General features: G+C 49.3%; 22 protein-coding genes, 1 tRNA gene and 2 other RNA genes. 18 read left to right on the top strand and 7 right to left on the bottom strand.

All coding sequences use genetic code 11. The features are described from left to right. The first annotated feature begins 256 nt into the window (after positions 1–256). Positions 257–409 carry a type I toxin-antitoxin system toxin HokA gene (gene hokA / locus FEK66_RS21460; RefSeq protein WP_138211537.1) on the top strand — a complete coding sequence of 51 codons (153 nt, stop codon included), beginning with the start codon at positions 257–259 and terminating at the stop codon, positions 407–409. Positions 410–566: 157 nt separating this feature from the next. Continuing rightward, complete coding sequence (gene yidD / locus FEK66_RS21455; RefSeq protein WP_130210054.1) at positions 567–959, top strand: membrane protein insertion efficiency factor YidD; 393 nt, start codon at positions 567–569, stop codon at positions 957–959. A 53-nt stretch (positions 960–1,012) separates the two neighbouring features. Here the strand turns inward: yidD and cspA are convergent, their stop codons facing one another. Beyond that, positions 1,013–1,225, bottom strand: coding sequence for an RNA chaperone/antiterminator CspA (cspA, locus tag FEK66_RS21450; RefSeq protein ID WP_000014594.1), 213 nt, complete (start codon positions 1,223–1,225; stop codon positions 1,013–1,015). A 281-nt stretch (positions 1,226–1,506) separates the two neighbouring features. Next, the gene (locus FEK66_RS21445; RefSeq protein ID WP_135495346.1) at positions 1,507–1,797 is read right to left on the bottom strand and encodes an HTH-type transcriptional regulator; all 291 of its coding nucleotides are present in this window, start codon (positions 1,795–1,797) and stop codon (positions 1,507–1,509) included. A 419-nt stretch (positions 1,798–2,216) separates the two neighbouring features. Between FEK66_RS21445 and FEK66_RS21440 the strand changes: the two genes are divergently transcribed. Then, on the top strand, positions 2,217–2,927 hold the full coding sequence (locus FEK66_RS21440) for a DUF3053 domain-containing protein (RefSeq protein ID WP_130210058.1): 711 nt from the start codon (positions 2,217–2,219) through the stop codon (positions 2,925–2,927). 48 nt (positions 2,928–2,975) lie between these two features. Here FEK66_RS21440 and ghrB read toward each other — a convergent pair whose 3' ends face one another. Further along, positions 2,976–3,950 (bottom strand): glyoxylate/hydroxypyruvate reductase GhrB, encoded by a 975-nt coding sequence (gene ghrB, locus FEK66_RS21435; protein WP_130210060.1) that lies wholly within the window; start codon positions 3,948–3,950, stop codon positions 2,976–2,978. 103 nt (positions 3,951–4,053) lie between these two features. Continuing rightward, positions 4,054–4,713, bottom strand: a complete 660-nt coding sequence (locus FEK66_RS21430) for an OmpA family lipoprotein (protein ID WP_000747625.1) — start codon at positions 4,711–4,713, stop codon at positions 4,054–4,056. Positions 4,714–4,865: 152 nt separating this feature from the next. On the opposite strand from FEK66_RS21430, the gene bisC reads away from it, so the two are divergent. Then, entirely contained in the window at positions 4,866–7,199 is a 2,334-nt protein-coding gene (gene bisC, locus FEK66_RS21425) for a biotin sulfoxide reductase (protein WP_135495345.1), read from the top strand. On the opposite strand, the gene FEK66_RS21420 is transcribed toward bisC, so the two are convergent. Together FEK66_RS21420 and tag are read right to left on the bottom strand one after the other, a co-directional pair. After that, the gene (locus FEK66_RS21420) at positions 7,168–7,608 is read right to left on the bottom strand and encodes an N-acetyltransferase (protein WP_130210064.1); all 441 of its coding nucleotides are present in this window, start codon (positions 7,606–7,608) and stop codon (positions 7,168–7,170) included. The genes bisC and FEK66_RS21420 overlap by 32 nt on opposite strands. Further along, positions 7,605–8,168 (bottom strand): DNA-3-methyladenine glycosylase I, encoded by a 564-nt coding sequence (gene tag / locus FEK66_RS21415; protein ID WP_135408256.1) that lies wholly within the window; start codon positions 8,166–8,168, stop codon positions 7,605–7,607. Before tag ends, FEK66_RS21420 begins: the two co-directional genes overlap by 4 nt. Before the next feature lie 157 nt (positions 8,169–8,325). Here tag and FEK66_RS21410 point away from each other — a divergent pair, with 157 nt between their 5' ends. The 12 genes from FEK66_RS21410 (at position 8,326) to dppA (ending at position 20,939) form a co-directional block, all read left to right on the top strand. Next, positions 8,326–9,024, top strand: coding sequence for an autotransporter outer membrane beta-barrel domain-containing protein (locus FEK66_RS21410; RefSeq protein ID WP_130260119.1), 699 nt, complete (start codon positions 8,326–8,328; stop codon positions 9,022–9,024). Positions 9,025–9,252: 228 nt separating this feature from the next. Then, a complete protein-coding gene (locus tag FEK66_RS21405; RefSeq protein ID WP_130260120.1) occupies positions 9,253–10,455 on the top strand; it encodes an MFS transporter in 1,203 nt (400 codons plus the stop codon). A gap of 323 nt (positions 10,456–10,778) precedes the next feature. Continuing rightward, the gene (gene lpfA / locus FEK66_RS21400) at positions 10,779–11,303 is read left to right on the top strand and encodes a long polar fimbrial major subunit LpfA (RefSeq protein ID WP_130210072.1); all 525 of its coding nucleotides are present in this window, start codon (positions 10,779–10,781) and stop codon (positions 11,301–11,303) included. A gap of 83 nt (positions 11,304–11,386) precedes the next feature. Next, on the top strand, positions 11,387–12,073 hold the full coding sequence (lpfB, locus tag FEK66_RS21395; RefSeq protein WP_130210074.1) for a long polar fimbrial biogenesis chaperone LpfB: 687 nt from the start codon (positions 11,387–11,389) through the stop codon (positions 12,071–12,073). Positions 12,074–12,096: 23 nt separating this feature from the next. Next, positions 12,097–14,628: an outer membrane usher protein LpfC gene (gene lpfC, locus FEK66_RS21390; protein ID WP_130210076.1), complete on the top strand. Its 2,532-nt coding sequence runs from the start codon at positions 12,097–12,099 to the stop codon at positions 14,626–14,628. A gap of 10 nt (positions 14,629–14,638) precedes the next feature. Further along, complete coding sequence (gene lpfD, locus FEK66_RS21385; protein ID WP_240782963.1) at positions 14,639–15,691, top strand: long polar fimbrial protein LpfD; 1,053 nt, start codon at positions 14,639–14,641, stop codon at positions 15,689–15,691. Positions 15,692–15,696: 5 nt separating this feature from the next. Continuing rightward, complete coding sequence (gene lpfE, locus FEK66_RS21380) at positions 15,697–16,221, top strand: long polar fimbrial protein LpfE (RefSeq protein WP_135408246.1); 525 nt, start codon at positions 15,697–15,699, stop codon at positions 16,219–16,221. Positions 16,222–16,473: 252 nt separating this feature from the next. Next, complete coding sequence (eptB, locus tag FEK66_RS21375; RefSeq protein ID WP_130260123.1) at positions 16,474–18,165, top strand: kdo(2)-lipid A phosphoethanolamine 7''-transferase; 1,692 nt, start codon at positions 16,474–16,476, stop codon at positions 18,163–18,165. Positions 18,166–18,256: 91 nt separating this feature from the next. Beyond that, positions 18,257–18,333 (top strand) — tRNA-Pro (locus FEK66_RS21370). A 35-nt stretch (positions 18,334–18,368) separates the two neighbouring features. Then, a non-coding RNA gene (locus FEK66_RS21365) (RtT sRNA) lies at positions 18,369–18,502 on the top strand. Between the two features lie 34 nt (positions 18,503–18,536). After that, a non-coding RNA gene (locus tag FEK66_RS21360) (RtT sRNA) lies at positions 18,537–18,670 on the top strand. Between the two features lie 661 nt (positions 18,671–19,331). Continuing rightward, the gene (dppA, locus tag FEK66_RS21355) at positions 19,332–20,939 is read left to right on the top strand and encodes a dipeptide ABC transporter substrate-binding protein DppA (RefSeq protein ID WP_001222876.1); all 1,608 of its coding nucleotides are present in this window, start codon (positions 19,332–19,334) and stop codon (positions 20,937–20,939) included. Between the two features lie 62 nt (positions 20,940–21,001). Here dppA and FEK66_RS25745 read toward each other — a convergent pair whose 3' ends face one another. Then, the gene (locus tag FEK66_RS25745; protein ID WP_165383329.1) at positions 21,002–21,229 is read right to left on the bottom strand and encodes a hypothetical protein; all 228 of its coding nucleotides are present in this window, start codon (positions 21,227–21,229) and stop codon (positions 21,002–21,004) included. Between the two features lie 17 nt (positions 21,230–21,246). On the opposite strand from FEK66_RS25745, the gene dppB reads away from it, so the two are divergent. Continuing rightward, positions 21,247–22,266 carry a dipeptide ABC transporter permease DppB gene (gene dppB, locus FEK66_RS21345; protein ID WP_000938857.1) on the top strand — a complete coding sequence of 340 codons (1,020 nt, stop codon included), beginning with the start codon at positions 21,247–21,249 and terminating at the stop codon, positions 22,264–22,266. 9 nt (positions 22,267–22,275) lie between these two features. After that, on the top strand, positions 22,276–23,178 hold the full coding sequence (gene dppC / locus FEK66_RS21340; protein ID WP_135495342.1) for a dipeptide ABC transporter permease DppC: 903 nt from the start codon (positions 22,276–22,278) through the stop codon (positions 23,176–23,178). The last annotated feature ends 10 nt before the right edge of the window (positions 23,179–23,188 follow it).

Below are 23,188 nucleotides of genomic sequence, written 5' to 3'. Positions count from 1 at the left end.
TTAAAAATTTTCTGCTGAATAAAAATTATCTCATATATTAATTTCATGAGATTTTTTTAGGATTTTATTAAGGAGAGGAAAGGAATTTATTACGCTAGAATAGCTGTGGGTGCTTGAGACTGTTTGTCTCAGGTATTCACCGAAAGGCAGACAGAGAAAAGCCCCACCTGACTATAAATCAAAGTGAGGCTACCCTATGCCTGAACACCATAAGGTTAGCCTCTTACTCGTTGGAAATCAACACAGGAGGCTGGGAATGCCGCAAAAATACGGATTACTTTCTTTAATAGTGATTTGTTTCACGCTTTTATTTTTCACCTGGATGGTAAGAGATTCACTGTGTGAATTGCATATTAAACAGGAGAGTTATGAGCTGGCGGCGTTTTTAACCTGCAAATTGAAAGAGTAAGAGTTTTCGGCGGGAAGTTATTCCCGCCTTTCTTACGGTGTTGGGTATTCTCAATGCACCCTAATTTATTTCCTTGATGAATATTATTTAAAAAATGCGAATGGATTTGGCTATTAAATAGGTTTTTAATTGAGAACAGGAATAGTTCGGAGCCTTCATGAATAAACTGCTTTTACTGTTGATAATGCTTTATCAACGACATCTTTCTCCTCGCAAAGGATACCGCTGTGCTTACAGTGTGTTGCACCAAACGCAGGGATGTTCGGGAGCGGTCAAAGAGATTATTCAACAGAAAGGTGTTATTGCAGGCTGGGGCGAGATACGTCAGCGTTTTGCAGATTGCCGACTTGCGGCACAGACAATCAGGCAGAAGCAACACCTGAACGAGGTTATACGTAAAAAGAAGAATAATGATTGTGATTGTTCCGGGTGTGATGGTGCGGCCTGTCGTGATTGCCATATCCCGGACTTTTGCCCGGACATCCCGGTGCCGGATCTGGATTGTTCCTGCGACTGTTCTTCTCTACATTTAAAGCGGTTTTTCCAATAAAAAAATCCCCGCCAAATGGCAGGGATCTTAGATTCTGTGCTTTAAAGCAGAGATTACAGGCTGGTTACGTTACCAGCTGCCGGGCCTTTAGCGCCGCTTTCGATGGTGAAGGACACTTTCTGACCTTCGTCCAGAGATTTGTAACCATCGTTCTGGATAGCAGAGAAGTGTACGAACACGTCTTTAGAGCCATCGTCAGGAGTGATGAAGCCGAAGCCTTTGTCAGCGTTGAACCATTTTACGATACCAGTCATTTTACCGGACATAGTGTATTACCTTTAATAATTAAGTGTGCCTTTCGGCGATATGGCGTGCTTTACAGATTTTGAAGCGTTAAAGGAAATGTGCACTACGAGGGGTATCAACGATAACTCTTGAAGGGACTTGCCTTACTACACTGCTTTAATGGTCTGTACGTCAAACCGTTGATGTGCATTAAGCCACGCATTGGAGGTGGATGCAACAATTATTTTTCAAATTTATGATTAATCGGTCGGAAAACGGCCCTGTCATCAGGACCGTAAACATCAAAAAAGTTAATAAAACTCTATTCCATCAACTGCTTACTTAATGCCGGATTGGCCTGAATCAGACGCATTAATTTTAGTTCAGCACTGGAAGGCTTCACTCGTCTGGATTCCCATTCCTTTACCATCGCAACGGATACGCCCAAAATACGAGCGAAATCATCAATTTTTAACCCCGTTCCTTTGCGTAATTGCTCAATCTCGGTACAGGGCGTAGGTCTGTGCATCAGGGTAATCTTCTGTGTTTCATCTTTAAAAACAATTTGTTCCAGGCTGCTCAACAGCTCAAGCATTGGATCTTTATATTCCATTGAAAACTCCTCAAATCACACTGCGGGATCGTGAATTGCATTGAAGCTCATTAAGAATAGTCGGGAAACACAGACTCAGCGGGAAGCAACCAGAGTGTGATTCGATTCAGCCTATCAATAACTGTGACTTATAGTTGCCTAACGATATGATTAATGCCGATATATTTCGCAGAATCCAGGATTGTAAAGATTCCGAAAATTTCACCTACCTAAGAGAAGTAAAGTCCTGGCTAAAAAACGCAATAGCAATGCCTGTTTTTAACAATGAAACAACAAATTAACCTTCCTTCATTTTCTACATCATTTTCCCAGGAAGATTATGCATAAAGGGTATCTTGCAAGCTTGTCCTGGACTATCCTTGTCACGTCAGACACGCGTGTGTCGTTGTGCGCTTTTTTTGGGTGAAAGGAGTAAGAAAATGGCGACAGGAAAGTCCTGCTCTCGCTGGTTTGCGCCTCTTGCGGCGTTATTAATGGTAGTTAGCCTGAGTGGGTGTTTTGATAAAGAAGGCGATCAGCGTAAAGCGTTTATCGACTTCCTGCAGAATACAGTGATGCGTAGCGGTGAACGTCTACCAACCTTGACTGCCGATCAGAAAAAACAATTTGGTCCTTTTGTCTCTGATTACGCGATTCTGTATGGCTATTCCCAACAGGTGAATCAGGCGATGGATTCCGGTCTACGTCCGGTTGTAGACAGCGTTAACGCAATTCGTGCACCACAGGATTATGTCACGCAAAGTGGTCCGCTGCGTGAAATGAACGGTTCGCTGGGTGTACTGGCGCAACAGCTACAAAATGCGAAGTTGCAGGCCGATGCTGCGCACTCTGCGCTGAAACAGACTGATGATCTGAAGCCGGTCTTTGATCAGGCATTCACCAAAGTGGTGACGACACCGGCTGATGCGTTACAACCGTTGATTCCGGCGGCACAAACCTTTACACAACAACTGGTAATGGTTGGGGACTATATTTCCCAGCAGGGTACTCAGGTAAGCTTTGTGGCGAATGGCATTCAGTTCCCGACTTCGCAGCAGGCGAGTGAATATAACAAACTGATTGCGCCATTACCGGCACAACATCAGGCGTTTAATCAGGCCTGGACCGCAGCAGTAACTGCAACCCAATAAAGAGTAAAAGCCCGGGAGATTTTCGGGCTTTTCTCCACGCAGTCGCGGTTATTCCGCGACTTGCGGATTCACACAGTTCTTCTCGACATTCCCTTGTAACGCATTAATCAAATTATCCACCGCACAGGCGGCCATGCCATAACGCGTCTCATGAGTAGCAGAACCAATATGTGGGACTGCGACGACATTTGCCATTGAGAGCAGCGGTGAATCCACTGACAGTGGCTCTTGTTCGAAGACATCCAGTCCGGCGGCGTGAATTTCCCCTTTCTGCAATGCCGCAATCAGTGCATTTTCGTCAACCACCGGTCCACGTCCTGCATTAATGAAGATGGCGGAGGATTTCATTTTGGCGAATTGTTCAGCGCCAAACAGGTGATGCGTTTCTTCAGTTAGCGGCAGGATCAGGCAAACGAAATCCGATTCTTGTAGCAGCGTATCCAGATCGCAATAACGGGCGTTAAAGCGTTCTTCAGCTTCTTTATGGTGGCGGCGAGCGTTATAGAGAATCGGCATGTTGAAGCCAAAGTGCGCCCGTTGTGCCAGTGCCATGCCAATCCGTCCCATCCCGACAATGCCAAGAGTTTTATGATGCACGTCGCTGCCGTACCAGTCCGGGCCAATGCTCGCGGTCCATTCGCCTGCTTTTACGCGTTCTGCTACCTCGACAACCCGACGCGCGGTACACAGCACCAATGCCATCAGTGTATCGGCCACCGTTTCCGTTAATACGGTTGGCGTATGCATTAGCAGGATTTTTCGGGCGGTAAGCGCATCGACATCGAAATTGTCGTAGCCTACAGAGATAGTTGATGTGGCACGCAGTTTCGGCATTTTGTCCAGCAACGCGGCATCAACATTTTCATTTGAACCTAACAAGCCCTCGGCTTCGGCAAAAATTTCCGCGTTTTGCGCGACGGTCTGTGGAGTGAGGTCTGTCACCTGGTGAACGGTGAAATGTGCTTGCAGGCGTTGCAGTAAATCATCAGGTAAGGCTTTGTAGAGGATAACGGACGGCTTCATGCTTCTCTCCATTCACTGATAAGGCGATCACCTTAGCCTGAAAAATGAAGCAGGAAAACCTAAGAATACCAGGTGATTGAATCACCACCTGGCATGAAAGTGATTACAGCGGGCTTAAGGTAATTTCTACGCGACGGTTTTGGGCTTTGCCTTCTGCGGTGCTGTTGCTGGCGATCGGGTTAGCCGGACCAAGACCCTGGGTACGAATACGGCTGGCGTCAACGCCCTGGGTAATCAACGCGCTGGCAACGGAATCTGCACGCTGCTGCGACAGACGCATGTTCAGGTCATGACCACCAGTGCTGTCGGTGTAGCCAATCACGTTAACCGCCGTTTTCGGGTACTCTTTCAGTACCATTGCAACACCGGTCAGGGTGTTAGCACCTGCTGGTTTCAGAGTGGCGCTGCTGCTGTCGAAGGTCACATTGTTCGGCATGTTGAGGATAATGTTGTCCCCGCTGCGCGTTACGCTAACGCCGGTGCCGCGCATTTTGTCGCGCAGTTTCGCTTCCTGCACATCCATGTAATAGCCAACGCCGCCGCCCAGTGCCGCGCCTGCTGCTGCGCCAATCAGTGCGCCTTTACCACGATCTTTCTTCGAAGAAGAGAGTGCGCCAATGCCCGCGCCAACGAGAGAGCCCAGACCCGCGCCAATAGCAGATTTACCCGCTTCGCGTTCGCCGGTGTAAGGGTTAGTTGTACAGCCAGATACCGCCAGAGCGCCACTCACAACGGCGGCAATAAGATAAACACGTTTCTTCATTGTTAATCCTTAATAACCTTTTTATTCTTTGCCACGGGTTTCGTGGCGGAAGATTATGCCGTGTGAACATGAAGATTATTCCTGGGAATACTCGGAAATTTGTAAGTAATATTTAACTGCTCAATACATCTAACTTTTCAGGAGCCTTCGGTTTGGCCAACTCATCCTCACGTTATTCTGTTCTTACTGCCGCCCACTGGGGCCCAATGCTGGTTGAAACCGACGGTGAAACAGTTTTCACCTCGCGTGGTGCGTTAACCACAGGAATGGAAAACTCCTTGCAGAGTGCGGTTCGCGACCAGATTCATAGCAATACGCGGGTGCGATTTCCGATGGTGCGTAAAGGCTTTCTTGCGTCACCAGAAAATCCACAAGGAATTCGCGGGCAGGACGAATTTGTTCGCGTGAGTTGGGATGAGGCACTGGATCTTATTCACCAACAACACAAACGCATTCGCGGAGCTTATGGTCCGGCGTCGATTTTTGCCGGTTCCTACGGTTGGCGTTCAAATGGCGTGCTGCATAAAGCGTCAACATTGTTACAACGCTATATGGCGCTGGCAGGCGGCTATACCGGCCATCTGGGGGATTATTCGACCGGCGCAGCACAGGCGATCATGCCGTATGTTGTGGGCGGCAGCGAAGTTTATCAACAGCAGACCAGCTGGCCGTTGGTGCTGCAACACAGCGATGTGGTGGTGCTGTGGAGTGCTAACCCTCTAAATACGCTGAAAATTGCGTGGAATGCGTCTGATGAGCAGGGGCTTTCTTACTTTTGTGCACTGCATGACAGTGGGAAAAAGCTGATCTGCATTGATCCAATGCGATCGGAAACCGTCGATTTCTTTGGCGACAAAATAGAGTGGGTAGCTCCACATATGGGCACCGACGTAGCACTGATGCTGGGGATCGCCCATACGCTGGTGGAAAATGGCTGGCACGACGAGGCATTTCTGGCACGTTGTACCACAGGTTATGACGTCTTCGCCGCTTATTTGCTGGGCGAGAGCGATGGCATTGCGAAAACTGCCGAATGGGCGGCGGAGATTTGTGGTGTTGGCGCAGAGAAAATCCGCGAACTGGCGGCTATTTTCCATCAAAATACCACCATGCTGATGGCTGGTTGGGGAATGCAACGCCAACAGTTTGGCGAGCAGAAACACTGGATGCTCGTCACGCTGGCGGCAATGTTGGGGCAAATCGGTACACCAGGTGGCGGTTTTGGGCTTTCTTATCATTTTGCCAACGGTGGTAATCCCACGCGCCGCGCTGCGGTGCTTTCATCCATGCAGGGCAGTTTGCCGGAGGGCACCGATGCGGTAGATAAAATCCCCGTAGCTCGCATTGTTGAAGCTCTGGAAAATCCTGGCGGCGCGTATCAACACAACGGCATGAACCGACATTTTCCGGATATTCGTTTTATCTGGTGGGCGGGCGGTGCCAACTTTACCCACCACCAGGATACCAATCGCTTGATCCGCGCCTGGCAAAAACCGGAGCTGGTGGTGATATCGGAATGTTTCTGGACGGCGGCGGCGAAACACGCCGATATCGTCCTCCCCGCGACCACCTCATTTGAGCGTAACGATCTCACTATGACTGGTGATTACAGCAATCAGCATCTGGTGCCGATGAAGCAAGTAGTGCCACCGCGCGATGAAGCGCGTAATGATTTTGATGTTTTTGCTGAGTTAAGTGAGCGCTGGGAGAAGGGCGGCTATACACGGTTTACGGAAGGGAAAAGTGAGCTGCAATGGCTGGAAACGTTCTATAACGTTGCGCGGCAACGTGGGGCAAGTCAGCAGGTACACTTGCCGCCGTTTGACGAGTTCTGGGAAGCCAACCAGTTAATTGAGATGCCAGAAAACCCAACCAGCGAACAGTTTATTCGGTTTGCTGATTTTCGCCGCGCCCCACAGGCGCATCCGTTAAAAACTGCCAGTGGTAAGATTGAAATCTTCTCGCAGCGTATCGCGGATTACGGTTACCCTGATTGTCCAGGGCATCCCATGTGGCTGGAGCCGGATGAGTGGCAGGGCAACGCCGAACCGGAACAGTTGCAGGTACTTTCTGCTCATCCGGCGCATCGTCTGCACAGTCAGTTGAATTACAGTTCCCTGCGCGAATTGTACGCGGTGGCAAATCGAGAACCTGTCACCATTCATCCTGTAGATGCACAGGCGCGCGGTATACAAGATGGTGATACTGTTCGGCTGTGGAACTCACGCGGGCAAATCCTTGCCGGAGCGGTGATTAGCGAAGGTATCAAACCCGGTGTGATGTGCATTCACGAAGGGGCATGGCCGGATCTGGATTTTACTGCTGGCGGGATTTGTAAGAACGGTGCGGTGAATGTGCTGACCAAAGACCTCCCAAGCTCGCGGCTGGGGAATGGCTGTGCAGGTAACACGGCGCTGGCGTGGCTGGAAAAATACACTGGCCCTGAACTTACGCTTACGGCGTTTGATCCGCCTGCCAGTCCATAATCCAGGTAGGGAGTTGAGTTTCCTCCTGCCATGCGCAGTCGACAATGCGAAAGCCTTGCGCATGATAAAAACTTATCGCTGGTTGGTTTTTCTGGTAAACCTCCAGCAATAAATGGGGATGGCGTTGTTGCATATGTTGCATTAACGCCTTGCCGATACCGCGCCTGACAGCCTTCGGTGCGACAAACATCGCTGCCAGAAATCGCCCTTCCATCACGCTGACAAAACCGAGAAATTCACCGCTTTCTTCCCACACCCAGTTTTGTGCGTTAGCAAGATATGCATCACGCACCAGTGGAATGCAGTCACGCCAGTAACTCTCTTCTATAAAGGGATGTCCCCAGGTTGTGCTTTCCAGCCACAGTTCAAGGATCGCGGGCAGCTCAGAACGTTGCGCTTGTCTAATCATGCCTTATTCCCCGGATGGCAACAGCAGCCAACCACATGATCGTTCACCAGCCCACACGCCTGCATAAAGGAGTAACAAATCGTCGAGCCTACAAATTTAAAGCCACGTTTTTTCAATGCCTTAGAGAGTGCGTCGGAGGCAGGTGTCGACGAGGGGATTTCGCTCAACGTTGTGGCTTGTGTCACCTGTGGCTGATGATTTACGAACGACCAGACAAAATCGGCAAACGGTTCGCCGTTCTCTTCCATTTGCAGGTATGCACGCGCATTGCCAATAATGGCCTGAATCTTCCCGCGATGGCGGATAATCCCGGCGTCCTGAACCAGTCTTTCGACATCCTCTTCCTGCATTGCCGCAACTTTTACTGGATCGAACTGATGAAAACAGGCGCGATAATTCTCTCGTTTTTTGAGGACGGTAATCCAGGACAGCCCCGCTTGTTGACCTTCAAGGCAGATCATTTCGAACAGTTTTTTACTGTCAGTTTCAGGCACGCCCCACTCTTCATCGTGGTAGGCAATATAAAGCGGGTCCTGACTCACCCAGCCGCAACGTTCCATACTTTCCCTCGCTATGTACCTGTTCGTAAAAATTTCACCGGCTTTTCTTGACGCACCGGTGAAAAAGTCAATATTTAATACAGGACTACTATGCCCGATATCTTTCATACAATGACAATAATAATGCCGAATTCGGCTCTTCCCTGGAGTCGTGTTAATGATCATAAAAAAATGTGGTGGTCGCCAGACGTTAAGTCTACTGGCGAGCGTGGTAATCAATTCCTTTTTTCTCAACACAGCTTACGCCTGGCAACAAGAATATATCGTTGATACGCAACCCGGACATACCACGGAGCGTTACACCTGGGATAGCGATCACCAACCGGATTACAACGATATTTTGTCGCAACGTATTCAAAGCAGCCAAAGAGTGCTGGGACTGGACGTTAATCTGGCGGAAGAAACGCCTGCGGATGTAACCAGCAGCATGAGTATGGGCTGGAATTTCCCTTTATATGAACACGTTACGACTGGTCCGGTTGCCGCATTGCATTACGACGGTACGACCACTTCGATGTATAACGAGTTTGGCGACAGCACGGCAATGCTGACCGATCCGTTATGGCATGCCAGCGTCAGTACGTTAGGCTGGCGTGTTGATTCCCGACTTGGCGATTTCCGCCCCTGGGCGCAAATCAGCTACAACCAGCAATTTGGTGAAAATATCTGGAAGGCTCAATCAGGCCTAAGTCGCATGACAGCGACAAATCAGAATGGTAACTGGCTCGATGTGACCGTAGGAGCCGATATGTTGCTTAACCAACATATTGCCGCCTATGCCGCGTTATCCCAGGCGGAGAATAGCGCCAATGATAGTGATTACTTGTATACCATGGGCGTTAGCGCCAGATTTTAACGAATTGGTCACAATCAAAGCCCGGCAATAACAATTATTGTAATGATAGTGGGTGCTAACTCACTCAAATAATAATTTTAATGAATGTTTGTCATGTCATTCATTCCTTAGTTAAAGCATTTCATTCCGTTCTGATGGCATTTCATGCCGTTTTTCCCCTGGCATAAAATGCACTTCGTTATGGTTGTCGGCAGAGAATCTTCCAATTTACTACTGCAGGACACTGCCATGACACCTTCAAACTATCAGCGTACCCGCTGGCTAACCCTTATCGGTACCATTATCACCCAGTTTGCGCTGGGGTCAGTTTATACCTGGAGCCTGTTTAATGGCGCGCTCTCAGCCAAACTGGATGCGCCGGTCAGTCAGGTTGCTTTCTCCTTCGGCCTGTTGAGTCTGGGACTGGCAATTTCTTCTTCTGTTGCTGGCAAGTTACAGGAACGTTTTGGTGTCAAGCGCGTCACAATGGCTTCCGGTATTCTGCTGGGGGTAGGTTTCTTCCTTACCGCGCATTCCAACAGCCTGATGATGCTGTGGTTGAGCGCTGGTGTGCTGGTTGGTCTGGCAGATGGCGCAGGTTATCTGCTGACGCTCTCTAACTGTGTGAAGTGGTTCCCGGAGCGTAAAGGGCTGATCTCCGCGTTTGCTATTGGTTCCTATGGTTTGGGTAGCCTGGGATTCAAATTTATCGACTCGCATCTGCTGGAGACGGTGGGTCTGGAAAAAACCTTTGTGATTTGGGGCGCGATTGCGCTGGTGATGATTGTCTTTGGCGCGACGTTAATGAAAGACGCGCCGAAACAGGAAGTCAAAACCCATAATGGTGTGGTGGAAAATGATTTCACTCTGGCCGAGTCAATGCGTAAACCGCAATACTGGATGCTGGCGGTGATGTTCCTCACTGCCTGCATGAGCGGTCTGTATGTGATTGGTGTAGCGAAAGATATTGCTCAGAGTCTGGCGCATCTTGATGCAATTTCCGCGGCCAACGCAGTGACGGTTATTTCTATTGCTAACCTTTCTGGTCGTCTGGTGCTGGGCATTCTGTCTGACAAAATCGCCCGTATCCGTGTCATCACTATTGGACAGGTGATTTCGCTGGTGGGTATGGCAGCACTGCTGTTTGCACCATTGAATGCAGTGACATTCTTTGCGGCGATTGCCTGTGTGGCGTTTAACTTCGGCGGCACGATTACTGTGTTCCCGTCACTGGTCAGTGAGTTTTTCGGTCTTAATAACCTGGCTAAAAACTACGGTGTGATTTACCTCGGTTTCGGTATCGGCAGCATTTGCGGCTCGCTTATCGCCTCACTGTTTGGCGGCTTCTATGTGACTTTCTACGTCATTTTTGCCCTGCTGATTTTGTCTCTGGCGCTTTCTACTACCATTCGCCAGCCAGAGCAGGAAGTATTGCGTGAAGCACATATTTAGAAATATGTGGCTACTGAAATAAATCCCACAGGGAGACGTCAGCGTCTCCCTTTTTTATAATCGAATATTAAATGAGCAATAATATTCATATAAAGAATGTGTTTTGTTATTTAATATAAATCATAAATATAAATATATTCCTAAAAACACAGTGGCTATTTGATGTGTTATTTGTAATGCATTGAAGTTGAAGTAAATTTAACTTTGTTACCAAAATACACCTTCAGTAAAATAATTTTATTTTTTAGCACCGTTTGTATAATCTGCCCCCCCGTTGTTATGAACAACATCAAGCATATTTATCTATATAAATGGAGTTATAAATGAAAAAGGTTCTGTTTGCCTTATCTGCGCTTGCGCTGACCTCTACTTCCGTATTCGCAGCTGATGCGGGCGACGGTACTGTTAAATTCACTGGTGAGATTGTTGACGCCGCTTGTGTTGTGTCTCCAGACACTCAAAAACAAGAAGTTGTTCTGGGCCAGGTGAACAAGTCTGTGTTTACTGCTACTGGTGATAAATCCACAGCAACTCCGTTCAAAATCAAACTGGAAAACTGCGATATCTCCACGTTCAAAAATGTGGATATCAGTTTTAACGGTGTTGGTGATGCAGACAACAGCAAACTGATTTCTGTGAGCACTGAACCAGGTGCGGCATCTGGCGTAGGTATTGGTATTTATGATAACACCAATACGCTGGTTGAACTGAATACTGGTAAATCCAAAACTACTCTGAAACAAGGCCAGACCGTTCTGTATTTCACCGCTAACTATGTCTCTACTAAAGATGCAGTAACCATCGGTTACGGTAACGCCGAAGTCGACTTCAACCTGACTTACAACTAATCGAGCCTGACGGAACGATCATCTCTCAATGGCAACAGATTATCTGTTGCCATTATTCGCACCAATGACTCAGGGACCGAATCATGAAACGTATTAGCCTTGCCGTGCTGGCACTTTTAATGACCGCACAACAGTGTTTTGCTGGTGGCATAGCCTTAAGCACGACGCGTGTTATTTATGATGGCGGCAAGAAAGAAGCGTCGCTGACCGTTGAAAATCACAATAAAAATGAAGAGTTTTTGATCCAGTCATGGATTGATGATGTGAATGGCAATAAAAAAACACCGTTTATTATTACACCGCCATTATTCAAACTTGATCCCGATAAAAATAACGTCTTACGTATCGTCAATATTGAAGATACTTTACCTAAAGATCGTGAATCTGTTTACTGGATTAATGTAAAAGCGATTCCTGCGAAAAGCGCTGAAAATGAAAATAAAAACGTCTTACAGATAGCCGTTCGCACCCGTCTGAAGTTGTTCTACCGTCCGAAAGGCTTACCGGGAAGTAATCTTGAGGCAATGAAGCAGTTACGTTTTCAACGTCAAAATAACCAAATTGTGGTTAATAACGACTCCGCTTATAACCTGACCTTTAATCAGTTTTCCGTTAATGGACAAAAGATTGAACGGGCGGGAATGGTTCTCGCGAAAGGAAAGTTAAACATTAACCTTCCAGCCGGTACAGGCAATGCGAACGAAGTGAAATACAGCATTATTAATGATTTCGGTGTTGCTGGCGAAATGCTGACGAAGCCGATTAACTGATCCTTTTACAAGGCGCTTTTACTATGCATTGGATGCATTTACCTCTCTATCACTACAGAGCGCATTTTTCTTTCTCACTGCTGGCATTAACGATTGCCAGCTCGTTACCTGCGTATGGCGGAAAATTTAACCCTAAATTTCTCGAAAACGTTCAGGGTATCGATCAACACGTCGACTTGTCGGTATACGACTCACCTGTCGGCCAGCAAATACCCGGTAAATACCGGGTTTCGGTGTTTGTAAACGAAGAAAAAATGGCTTCCCGGACGCTGGATTTTAGTACCGCCAGCGAAGCGAAACGCAAAGCCAGCGGTGAGTCGCTTATGCCTTGCCTTAGCCGGGTGCAACTGGAAGAAATGGGCGTGCGTGTTGACAGCTTTCCGGCGCTGAAGATGTCACCACCGGAAGCCTGTGTGGCGTTTGATGAAATCATTCCCCAGGCCACCAGCCGCTTTGATTTTAATACTCAGACGCTGCATCTTTCCTTCCCGCAGGCGGCAATGATGATGACCGCTCGTGGCACGGTTGATCCTTCTCGCTGGGACGAAGGAATACCCGCGCTGTTGCTGGATTACAGCTTTAGTGGCAGCAATGGGCGCAATGAAGGAACAGGTTCATCTTCAGACTCTACCAGTGACAGTTATTACCTGAACCTGCGCAGCGGTTTGAACGTCGGTCCGTGGCGTTTACGTAATAACAGTATCTGGAACCGTACCGATGGCAAAAACCAATGGGATAACGTTGGTACATCGTTAAACCGGGCGATTATTCCACTCAAGTCACAGATAACACTGGGTGATACCGCCACGCCTGGCGAGATTTTTGACAGCGTACAAATGCGCGGGGCGTTACTGGCATCTGACGATGAGATGTTGCCGGACAGCCAGCGTGGCTTTGCTCCGGTGGTGCGCGGCATCGCCAAAAGCAACGCTGAAGTCAGTATCGAACAGAACGGCTATGTCATTTATCGCACTTTTGTTCAGCCGGGCGCATTTGAGATTAACGATCTCTACGCAACCTCCGGCAGCGGCGACCTGACGGTGATCATTAAAGAAGCCGACGGAAGTGAACAACGTTTCATCCAGCCGTTTTCGGCGGTGGCGATTTTTCAGCGTGAAGGGTATCTGAAATATAGCCTGGCTGCCGGTGAGTATCGTGCGGGTAATTACGACAGCGATAAATCGCGATTCGGGCAGTTTACCGCCATGTACGGCTTGCCGTGGGGAATGACCGCCTATGGTGGTGCATTGTTATCGGCTGACTACAACGCCTTAGCGCTGGGGCTGGGGAAAAACTTCGGCACCATTGGCGCGGTATCGGTGGATGTCACCCAGGCGAAAAGTCAGTTACGCAACAATGAAAAAGAGGAAGGCCAGTCTTATCGTTTCCTCTATTCGAAAAGTTTTGACGGCGGCACTGACTTGCGCCTGCTGGGCTACAAGTATTCAACTAGCGGCTATTACACCTTCCAGGAAGCGACCGATGTTCGCAGTGACGCCGACAGTGATTACCGTCGTTATCACAAGCGCAGCCAGATACAGGGCAACATTACTCAGCAACTGGGAGACTACGGCTCTGTTTATTTCAATATGACGCAGCAGGATTACTGGAACGTTGACGGTAAGGAGAACTCCTTAAGCGCTGGTTATCACGGTCATATTGGTCGGGTGAATTACAGTGTGGCCTATACCTGGACGAGAAGCCCGGAATGGGAAGAAGACGATCGCCTGTGGTCATTCAGTGTTTCGATCCCTCTGGGGGGCGCGTGGAGCAGTTATCGCATGACCACCGACCAGAATGGCAGGACGTCGCAACAGGCCTCTGTCAGCGGCACGTTACTGGAAGATCGTAACCTGAACTATAACGTTCAGCAGGGTTACACCAGTAATGGCGTTGGCTACAGTGGCAGCGTCAATATGGGGTATATGGGGGGCTCTGGCAACATCGACATGGGCTATAACTATTCCAAAGATAACCAACAGGTTAACTATGGCGTGCGCGGCGGTGTCATCGTTCACAGTGAAGGTATAACGCTTTCGCAGCCCTTAGGGGAAAGTCTGGCGATTGTTTCTGCTCCGGGCGCGCGTGGTGGACATGTGGTTAATAGCAGCGGCGTAGAAGTTGACTGGATGGGTAACGCGGTGGTGCCGTATCTCACGCCATATCGTGAAACCATTGTGGAACTGCGCAGCGACACGCTGGGGCAAAACGTTGAACTACAGGAAGCGTTCCAGAAAGTCGTGCCAACGCGTGGCGCAGTTGTGCGTTCCCGCTTTGAAACGCGCGTTGGTTACCGCGTATTGATGAGTTTAAAACAGGCGAATGGCAACGCTGTACCGTTCGGTGCTACCGCAGCATTAAGTGATGACAGCAAACCAGCCAGCAGCATTGTGGGTGAAGAGGGGCAGCTCTATATCAGCGGGATGCCGGAAGAGGGCGAGTTACAGGTGAGCTGGGGGAATGAGCAGGCGCAACGTTGCCGTGTGCCGTTCCGTTTGCCAGAGAAAAAGGACAATTCGGCTATCGTGATGGTTAATGCGGTATGTGAGAAATAAGGATATGCAGATGAGCTTTGTGAAATTAGTGTTTGGTGCTGTATTAATAACCTTAAGTTTATTTTCTACGAGTACTTATGCAGCGGATTGGGGACCCTGTCAGACTGATTCAGGAATACCTCACGACTATTGGTTTGATATAACGCAAACCATTATGGTCCCGACTGAAAATAAATCAGGTAAAATCGTCAGTATTCCATTTGATCTAGGGTATACTTATTCCGCTTATTGTCAGTGCCCTGATCCTATACCTCAAACGGGAGTAGTAACTAGATTTAAAGGAGAATCTACTCTTTTGGATTCAACTCCCCAGTCAAATTATTACAAGTTGAATAATAATATATCAGTATTAACGAAGATTTATATTTTTAGACGTGGGGATTATATTGTTCCATTTACGGACATTGATAATGTTACTCTTGGTCTGGAGTGTACGCGGGGATTGTCAACGGGTTGGACGACAGGGAGTAAAGGTAATGTATTAATAAAAATAACCAAGCCTTTTACTGGTGAACTGGATATTCCAAAAACTCAAATTGCTGCACTTTATGGTTCAAAAAAAGCTTCATCTTACGGCAGTATTCCAATGGCAACAGTAAGTATTTTGGGGAAAATCACTGTCACTCAAGGCTGTGAACTTGCCGCTGGCACCGTGCTGGATATTCCATTCGGAGAATATCAGGCCCATGACTTTAAAGGGCGTGCCGGGCAACCGCCACAAAATGTTCGGAAGGTAAAAAAAGAACTGAGTTTTGACTGCAATAATATTTCAGATGGCGTTAAAATTTATCTCAGTATTGATGCAACACCGAATAATGCTTACCCCAGCGCAATTGATTTAGGTAACGCCGATGTTGGTGCAGTCATTGAGGACGGTAAAGGTAATATCCTCAAGCCGAATGACAGTAATAGCTTATTAGAAATGAATCCCGGTTCGCTGTACGAAGATGTCAAACGCAAAGCGACAACCACGATTACCGCTTATCCCGTTAGCACGACCGGAAAATTACCCGCTGCCGGTGATTATAGCGGCATTGCTACCATGCATGTCGAACTGGAGTAACAGCCATGAAGCGAACAATACTTGCGTTATGTCTGCTGCCTCTTTCCTTTTCGTCACTGGCGGCAACCACGGATTTAGGGCCGAAAGGAACGTTGAAATTCACCCTCAAAATTAGCCAGGGCGCTTGTGAACTGGTAAAAGACAATATTGAGGTAGACCTGGGAAGGGCGGTCCTTAAACAGCCGGTAAGAATTGGAACAGAACTTAATCCCACTACTTTTTCCATCGGTCTGAAAAACTGTAGCGATGTGGTCAGAGCCTACGTCACTATGGATGGTACGCCCAATGCGGACGACCCGAATCTTTTTGCGCTGGATGCGGGGGGCGCTACGGGCGTTGGGCTGAAAATCAAAACCGCCGCGGGAGTACAACAGTTCCCGGAAAATACGACACCGACACCGGTTGAGTTTGCAATTAACGGTGATGGCGCACATCAACTGAACTATATCGCCAGCTATGTGCCAATTCGCGCTGATGCAACCATTGGTCGCGCGGATGCAACGGTCGATTTTACCGTTCAGTACGAATAATTTCGCATCTTCGGGGCCAGGAAACTGGCCCTTTTTACTGCTTTTTGTAACGCTAAAGTCTTTTTTCATACTTGTATTTTTGTAAATTTGTGCTTCAAGTACACTCTTTCCCCACACTTTTTCCCTTTGCTGTGGTCTACTTATCAGCGTGTGCAGATTTTCCTTATCTGACGACCTTCGCACTTTTCCCTTGCCTGGCTTGAAAGGCCATAATGCAGGGTGTTATCACCTGTTTTTCCAGGGTTTGTTTGCATGAGATATATCAAAACGATAACGCAGCAAAAGCTAAGCTTTTTGCTCGCTGTCTATATCGGTCTGTTTATGAATTGCGCAGTCTATTTCCGTCGGTTTGACGGTTACGCGCATAACTTCACTTTTCTTAATGGCGTCTCGGCGGTTATCGAACTGGCAGGGACGGTTCTGGCAACCTTCTTCTTTTTACGCTTAATTTCACTCTTTGGCAGAACGGCCTGGAAAGTGCTGGCTTCATTGCTGGTGCTGATTTCTGCCGGAGCCAGCTACTACATGACATTTATGAATGTCATGATTGGCTACGGGATTGTTGCTTCGGTGATGACCACCGACATTGACCTGTCGAAAGAAGTGGTTGGCTGGACGCTTATCGCATGGGTTGTACTGGTGAGTATTATCCCGTTGCTATTTATCTGGATGAACCGTTCACAAGACACTTTCTGGCGCCAACTTTGTACCCCGAAAACTCGCTGGCGTAGTGCGCTTACCGTGCTTTTGGCGGGCTTGTTGGTATGGGGCCCAATTCGTCTGATGGATGTAGTGCAAAAGCGTGCAGACCGTTTGGCCGGAGTGGATATGCCAAGCTACGGCGGCGTGCTGGCGAACTCTTATCTGCCTTCGAACTGGCTTTCTGCGCTGGGGCTGTATGCCTGGGCGCAAGTGGATGAATCGTCAGACAATCGGTCGCTGATGAATCCGGCAAAAAAATTCACCTATACCCCGACGCAAAATCTCGACGACACCTATGTGGTTTTCATTATTGGCGAAACTACGCGTTGGGATCATATGGGGATGCTGGGCTACGAGCGCGATACCACGCCGAAGCTGGCCAAAGAGAAAAACCTGGTGATGTACCGTGGTTATTCTTGTGATACCGCGACTAAATTATCACTACGCTGTATGTTTGTACGTGAAGGTGGAACGGAAGATAACCCACAACGTACGCTTAAAGAGCAGAACGTATTTGCGGTTCTCAAACAGCTGGGCTTTAGCTCTGATTTGTACGCCATGCAGAGTGAGATGTGGTTCTACAGCAACACCATGGCTGACAACATTGCCTATCGCGAGCAAATTGCAGCAGAGCCGCGTAACCGTGGGAAAGCGGTGGACGATATGTTGCTGGTCAATGAAATCGAGCGTTCGCTGGAGAAAAAACCAGAAGGTAAGCATCTGATTGTCCTGCATACCAAAGGTTCGCACTACAACTATACTCAACGTTATCCCCGTGAGTTTGCCCAGTGGAAGCCAGAGTGCTATGCCATTGACCGCAAATGCCCACGAGCGCCGATGATTAACTCATACGATAACTCAATCACCTACGTTGATCATTTTATCGACACGGTTATCGACAAATTCCGCGATAAGAAAGCCATTATTTTCTATGCAGCGGACCACGGTGAGTCAATTAACGAACGTGAGCACTTGCATGGCACACCACGTGAATATGCGCCGCCGGAGCAGTTCCGCGTACCGATGATGGTCTGGATGTCGGATAAATATCTGGAGAATCCGGCCAACGCGCAGGCATTCGCGCAGCTGAAAAAAGAGGCGGATATAAAAGTGCCACGCCGTCATGTAGAACTGTACGACACCATTTTAGGTTGCCTTGGTTATACTTCACCGGACGGTGGTATCAACGAAAACAACAACTGGTGTCGAATCCCTCAGGCGAAGAAAGCAGAAGCTAACTAAATGCACTGCTGAGTTTCTCGCCGATCAAAAGGCATTTTGCTATTAAGGGATTGACGAAGGCGTATCTGAGCAGTAAGATGCGCCCCGCATTCGGTGATTGGCGCAGCCTGGTAGCGCACTTCGTTCGGGACGAAGGGGTCGGAGGTTCGAATCCTCTATCACCGACCAAATTCGAAAAGCCTGCTCAGTGAGCAGGCTTTTTTGCATTTGTAGCCTCATGAGGATGAGAACCTCCGGGGGCAGGGAGGTTCGACTCGAGCGAAGCGAGAGAACGTTGCGCCAGCAACGGCCCGCAGGGCGAGCCACGAAGTGGCGAGTAATCCTCTATCACCGACCAAATTCGAAAAGCCTGCTCAGCGAGCAGGCTTTTTTGCATTTGTAGCCCATGAGGACGAGAACCTCCGGGGGCAGGGAGGTTCGACTCGAGCGAAGCGAGAGAACGTTGCGTCAGCAACGGCCCGCAGGGCGAGCCACGAAGTGGCGAGTAATCCTCTATCACCGACCAATTTAGAAAAACCAGCCTACGGGCTGGTTTTTTGCTTTCTGTAACCCGCTCGAACGTAGGCCTGATAAGACGCGGCTGCGTCGCATCAGGCAATGGCAGCACACATTTCCCTGCCAAATTTGCGCCCCATATCTCACTATCCATTAACGGATTTGTGACAGAAACCATTGTCTTTTTTTATATTTGCTTAAATCTTTTTTTGCGTTACTTATGGCTGGCGCTGGCATTTTCCGCTGTGCGGTTTAGCGTTCATGGTATTAATCGCTCAGATATCCACCTTTTCCTCAGATTTTTTTCATTAAATGCATAAAACTTAATCACCAATTGTTGCTAAATATTAAGCTGATTGTTCTGGTTATGTTGGCGTAGCACAAATTTCTCTGCTGCAAATAGTTGTTTGAAGTTTTTTTAATCTTTGTTTGTGGATTCTCACCGTTGGTGTAAATCCCGGTGGGCTGTATTGACGTTTTCACATTCTGTTGACAGATTGTAGGTCACGAGGGGCATTTTATGGAGGATCCGCACTGTAACACTGATGTTAATTAGTACGGCATCCCCACCTCATAACGTTGACCCGACCGGGCAAAAAACAAAAAAGGTCAGGCAGCGACAACCCACTGCAAAGGGTTAAAACAACAAACATCACAATTGGAGCAGAATAATGCGTATTTCCTTGAAAAAGTCAGGGATGCTGAAGCTTGGTCTCAGCCTGGTGGCTATGACCGTCGCAGCAAGTGTTCAGGCTAAAACTCTGGTTTATTGCTCAGAAGGATCTCCGGAAGGGTTTAACCCGCAGCTGTTTACTTCCGGCACCACCTATGACGCCTCTTCCGTACCGCTTTATAACCGTCTGGTTGAATTTAAAATTGGCACCACCGAAGTGATCCCGGGCCTCGCTGAAAAGTGGGAAGTCAGCGAAGACGGTAAAACCTATACCTTCCATCTGCGTAAAGGTGTGAAGTGGCACGACAATAAAGAATTCAAACCGACGCGCGAACTGAACGCCGATGACGTGGTGTTCTCGTTTGATCGTCAGAAAAACGCGCAAAACCCGTACCATAAAGTATCTGGCGGCAGCTACGAATACTTTGAAGGCATGGGCTTGCCGGAGCTGATCAGCGAAGTGAAAAAGGTGGACGACAACACCGTTCAGTTTGTGCTGACTCGCCCTGAAGCACCGTTCCTGGCTGACCTGGCAATGGACTTCGCTTCTATTCTGTCAAAAGAATATGCTGACGCGATGATGAAAGCCGGTACGCCGGAAAAACTGGACCTCAACCCAATCGGCACCGGCCCGTTCCAGTTACAGCAGTATCAAAAAGATTCCCGTATTCGCTACAAAGCGTTTGATGGCTACTGGGGCACCAAACCGCAGATCGATACGCTGGTCTTCTCTATTACCCCTGACGCTTCCGTGCGTTACGCTAAATTGCAGAAAAATGAATGCCAGGTAATGCCGTACCCGAACCCGGCAGATATCGCTCGCATGAAGCAGGATAAATCCATCAATCTGATGGAAATGCCGGGGCTGAACGTCGGTTATCTCTCGTATAACGTGCAGAAAAAACCACTGGATGACGTGAAAGTTCGTCAGGCACTGACCTACGCGGTGAACAAAGACGCGATCATCAAAGCGGTTTATCAGGGCGCGGGCGTGGCAGCGAAAAACCTGATCCCGCCAACCATGTGGGGCTATAACGACGACGTTCAGGACTACACCTACGATCCTGAAAAAGCGAAAGCCTTGCTGAAAGAAGCGGGTCTGGAAAAAGGTTTCTCCATCGACTTGTGGGCAATGCCGGTACAACGTCCGTATAACCCGAACGCTCGCCGCATGGCGGAGATGATTCAGGCAGACTGGGCGAAAGTGGGCGTGCAGGCCAAAATCGTCACCTACGAATGGGGTGAGTACCTCAAGCGTGCGAAAGATGGCGAGCATCAGACGGTAATGATGGGCTGGACTGGCGATAACGGGGATCCGGATAACTTCTTCGCCACCCTGTTCAGCTGCGCCGCCTCTGAACAAGGCTCCAACTACTCAAAATGGTGCTACAAACCGTTTGAAGATCTGATTCAACCGGCGCGTGCTACCGACGACCACAACAAGCGCGTTGAACTGTACAAACAAGCACAGGTGGTGATGCACGATCAGGCTCCGGCACTGATCATCGCTCACTCCACCGTGTTTGAACCGGTACGCAAAGAAGTTAAAGGCTATGTGGTTGATCCATTAGGCAAACATCACTTCGAAAACGTCTCTATCGAATAATTAAAAGCCATACAAGACTGATGGCAAAGGCAGAACTGCCTGATGCGCTCCGCTTATCTGGCCTACGAAAATTCTGCAATGTATTGAGTTTGCACGATTTTGTAGGCCGGATAAGGCGTTAACGCCGCATCCGGCATAAACAAAGCGCACTTTGTCAACAATCTGCATACCCGGTGGTGCTGTGCCTCTGCGCGCAGCGCCATCCGGCAGCAATACTTCATTCCCTGTCCGGCACGGGCGGGAATTGATTTGTGAGCAATACAGACACGCAGTTCCAGGCTGCGGGTCACTACAGAGAATCCGGGTTATGTTGCAGTTTATTCTCCGACGTTTGGGACTCGTCATCCCCACGTTTATCGGTATTACCCTTCTCACATTTGCCTTTGTCCACATGATCCCGGGCGATCCGGTGATGATCATGGCGGGCGAACGTGGGATCTCCCCAGAGCGTCACGCGCAATTGCTGGCAGAACTCGGCTTGGATAAACCGATGTGGCAGCAGTATCTCCATTACATTTGGGGCGTAATGCACGGCGATTTAGGCATTTCGATGAAAAGCCGCATCCCGGTTTGGGAAGAGTTCGTGCCGCGCTTCCAGGCCACGCTGGAACTTGGTGTCTGCGCGATGATTTTTGCTACGGCAGTCGGTATTCCGGTAGGTGTGCTGGCTGCGGTTAAACGCGGTTCCATTTTCGATCACACTGCGGTTGGCCTGGCGCTGACCGGCTACTCGATGCCGATCTTCTGGTGGGGCATGATGCTGATCATGCTGGTTTCGGTGCACTGGAACCTGACGCCTGTCTCCGGTCGCGTGAGCGACATGGTGTTCCTCGATGATTCCAATCCGTTAACCGGTTTTATGCTGATCGACACCGCTATTTGGGGTGAAGACGGTAACTTTATCGATGCCGTCGCCCATATGATCTTACCGGCGATGGTGCTGGGCACAATTCCGCTGGCGGTTATCGTTCGTATGACGCGCTCCTCAATGCTGGAAGTGCTGGGCGAGGATTACATCCGCACCGCGCGCGCTAAAGGGCTAACCCGGATGCGGGTGATTATCGTCCATGCGCTGCGTAACGCGATGCTGCCGGTGGTGACTGTTATCGGCCTGCAGGTGGGAACATTGCTGGCGGGGGCGATTCTGACCGAAACCATCTTCTCGTGGCCCGGTCTTGGGCGCTGGTTGATTGACGCACTGCAACGCCGCGACTATCCGGTAGTGCAGGGCGGCGTATTGCTGGTGGCGACGATGATTATCCTCGTCAACCTGCTGGTCGATCTGCTGTACGGCGTGGTGAACCCGCGTATTCGTCATAAGAAATAAGGGGACATCATGTCACAGGTTACTGAAAATAAAGTGATTACCGCACCGGTGCCGATGACCCCGTTACAGGAGTTCTGGCACTATTTTAAACGCAACAAAGGCGCGGTTGTCGGGCTGGTTTACGTCGTCATCGTGCTGTTTATCGCGATCTTTGCCAACTGGATTGCGCCGTATAACCCGGCGGAACAGTTCCGCGATGCGCTACTCGCCCCGCCAGCCTGGCAGGAAGGCGGCAGCATGGCGCACTTGCTCGGTACAGATGACGTCGGTCGTGACGTTATGTCGCGCCTGATGTATGGCGCGCGCTTGTCGCTGCTGGTTGGCTGTCTGGTGGTGGTGTTATCGCTGATTATGGGCGTTATTCTCGGCCTGGTCGCCGGTTACTTCGGCGGCCTGGTCGATAACATCATCATGCGCGTGGTCGATATCATGCTGGCGCTGCCAAGTCTGCTGCTGGCGTTGGTGCTGGTGGCGATTTTCGGCCCGTCGATTGGTAACGCCGCGCTGGCGCTAACCTTCGTTGCCTTGCCGCACTATGTGCGCTTAACTCGCGCCGCCGTGCTGGTGGAGGTGAATCGCGATTACGTCACCGCGTCTCGCGTGGCAGGTGCCGGGGCGCTGCGCCAGATGTTTATCAATATTCTTCCCAACTGCCTTGCACCGTTGATTGTTCAGGCGTCGCTCGGTTTCTCTAACGCCATTCTCGATATGGCTGCTCTTGGTTTCCTCGGCATGGGGGCGCAGCCGCCAACACCGGAGTGGGGCACCATGCTCTCCGATGTGTTGCAGTTCGCGCAAAGCGCCTGGTGGGTCGTGACCTTCCCGGGTCTGGCGATCCTGCTGACGGTGCTGGCATTTAACCTGATGGGTGACGGTCTGCGTGACGCGCTCGATCCCAAACTGAAGCAGTAAGAGGTTCGAG

The sequence above is a fragment of the Escherichia sp. E1130 genome, from assembly GCF_005781065.1.
GTDB lineage: Bacteria > Pseudomonadota > Gammaproteobacteria > Enterobacterales > Enterobacteriaceae > Escherichia.
This window is presented reverse-complemented; position numbering and strand designations above follow the sequence as displayed.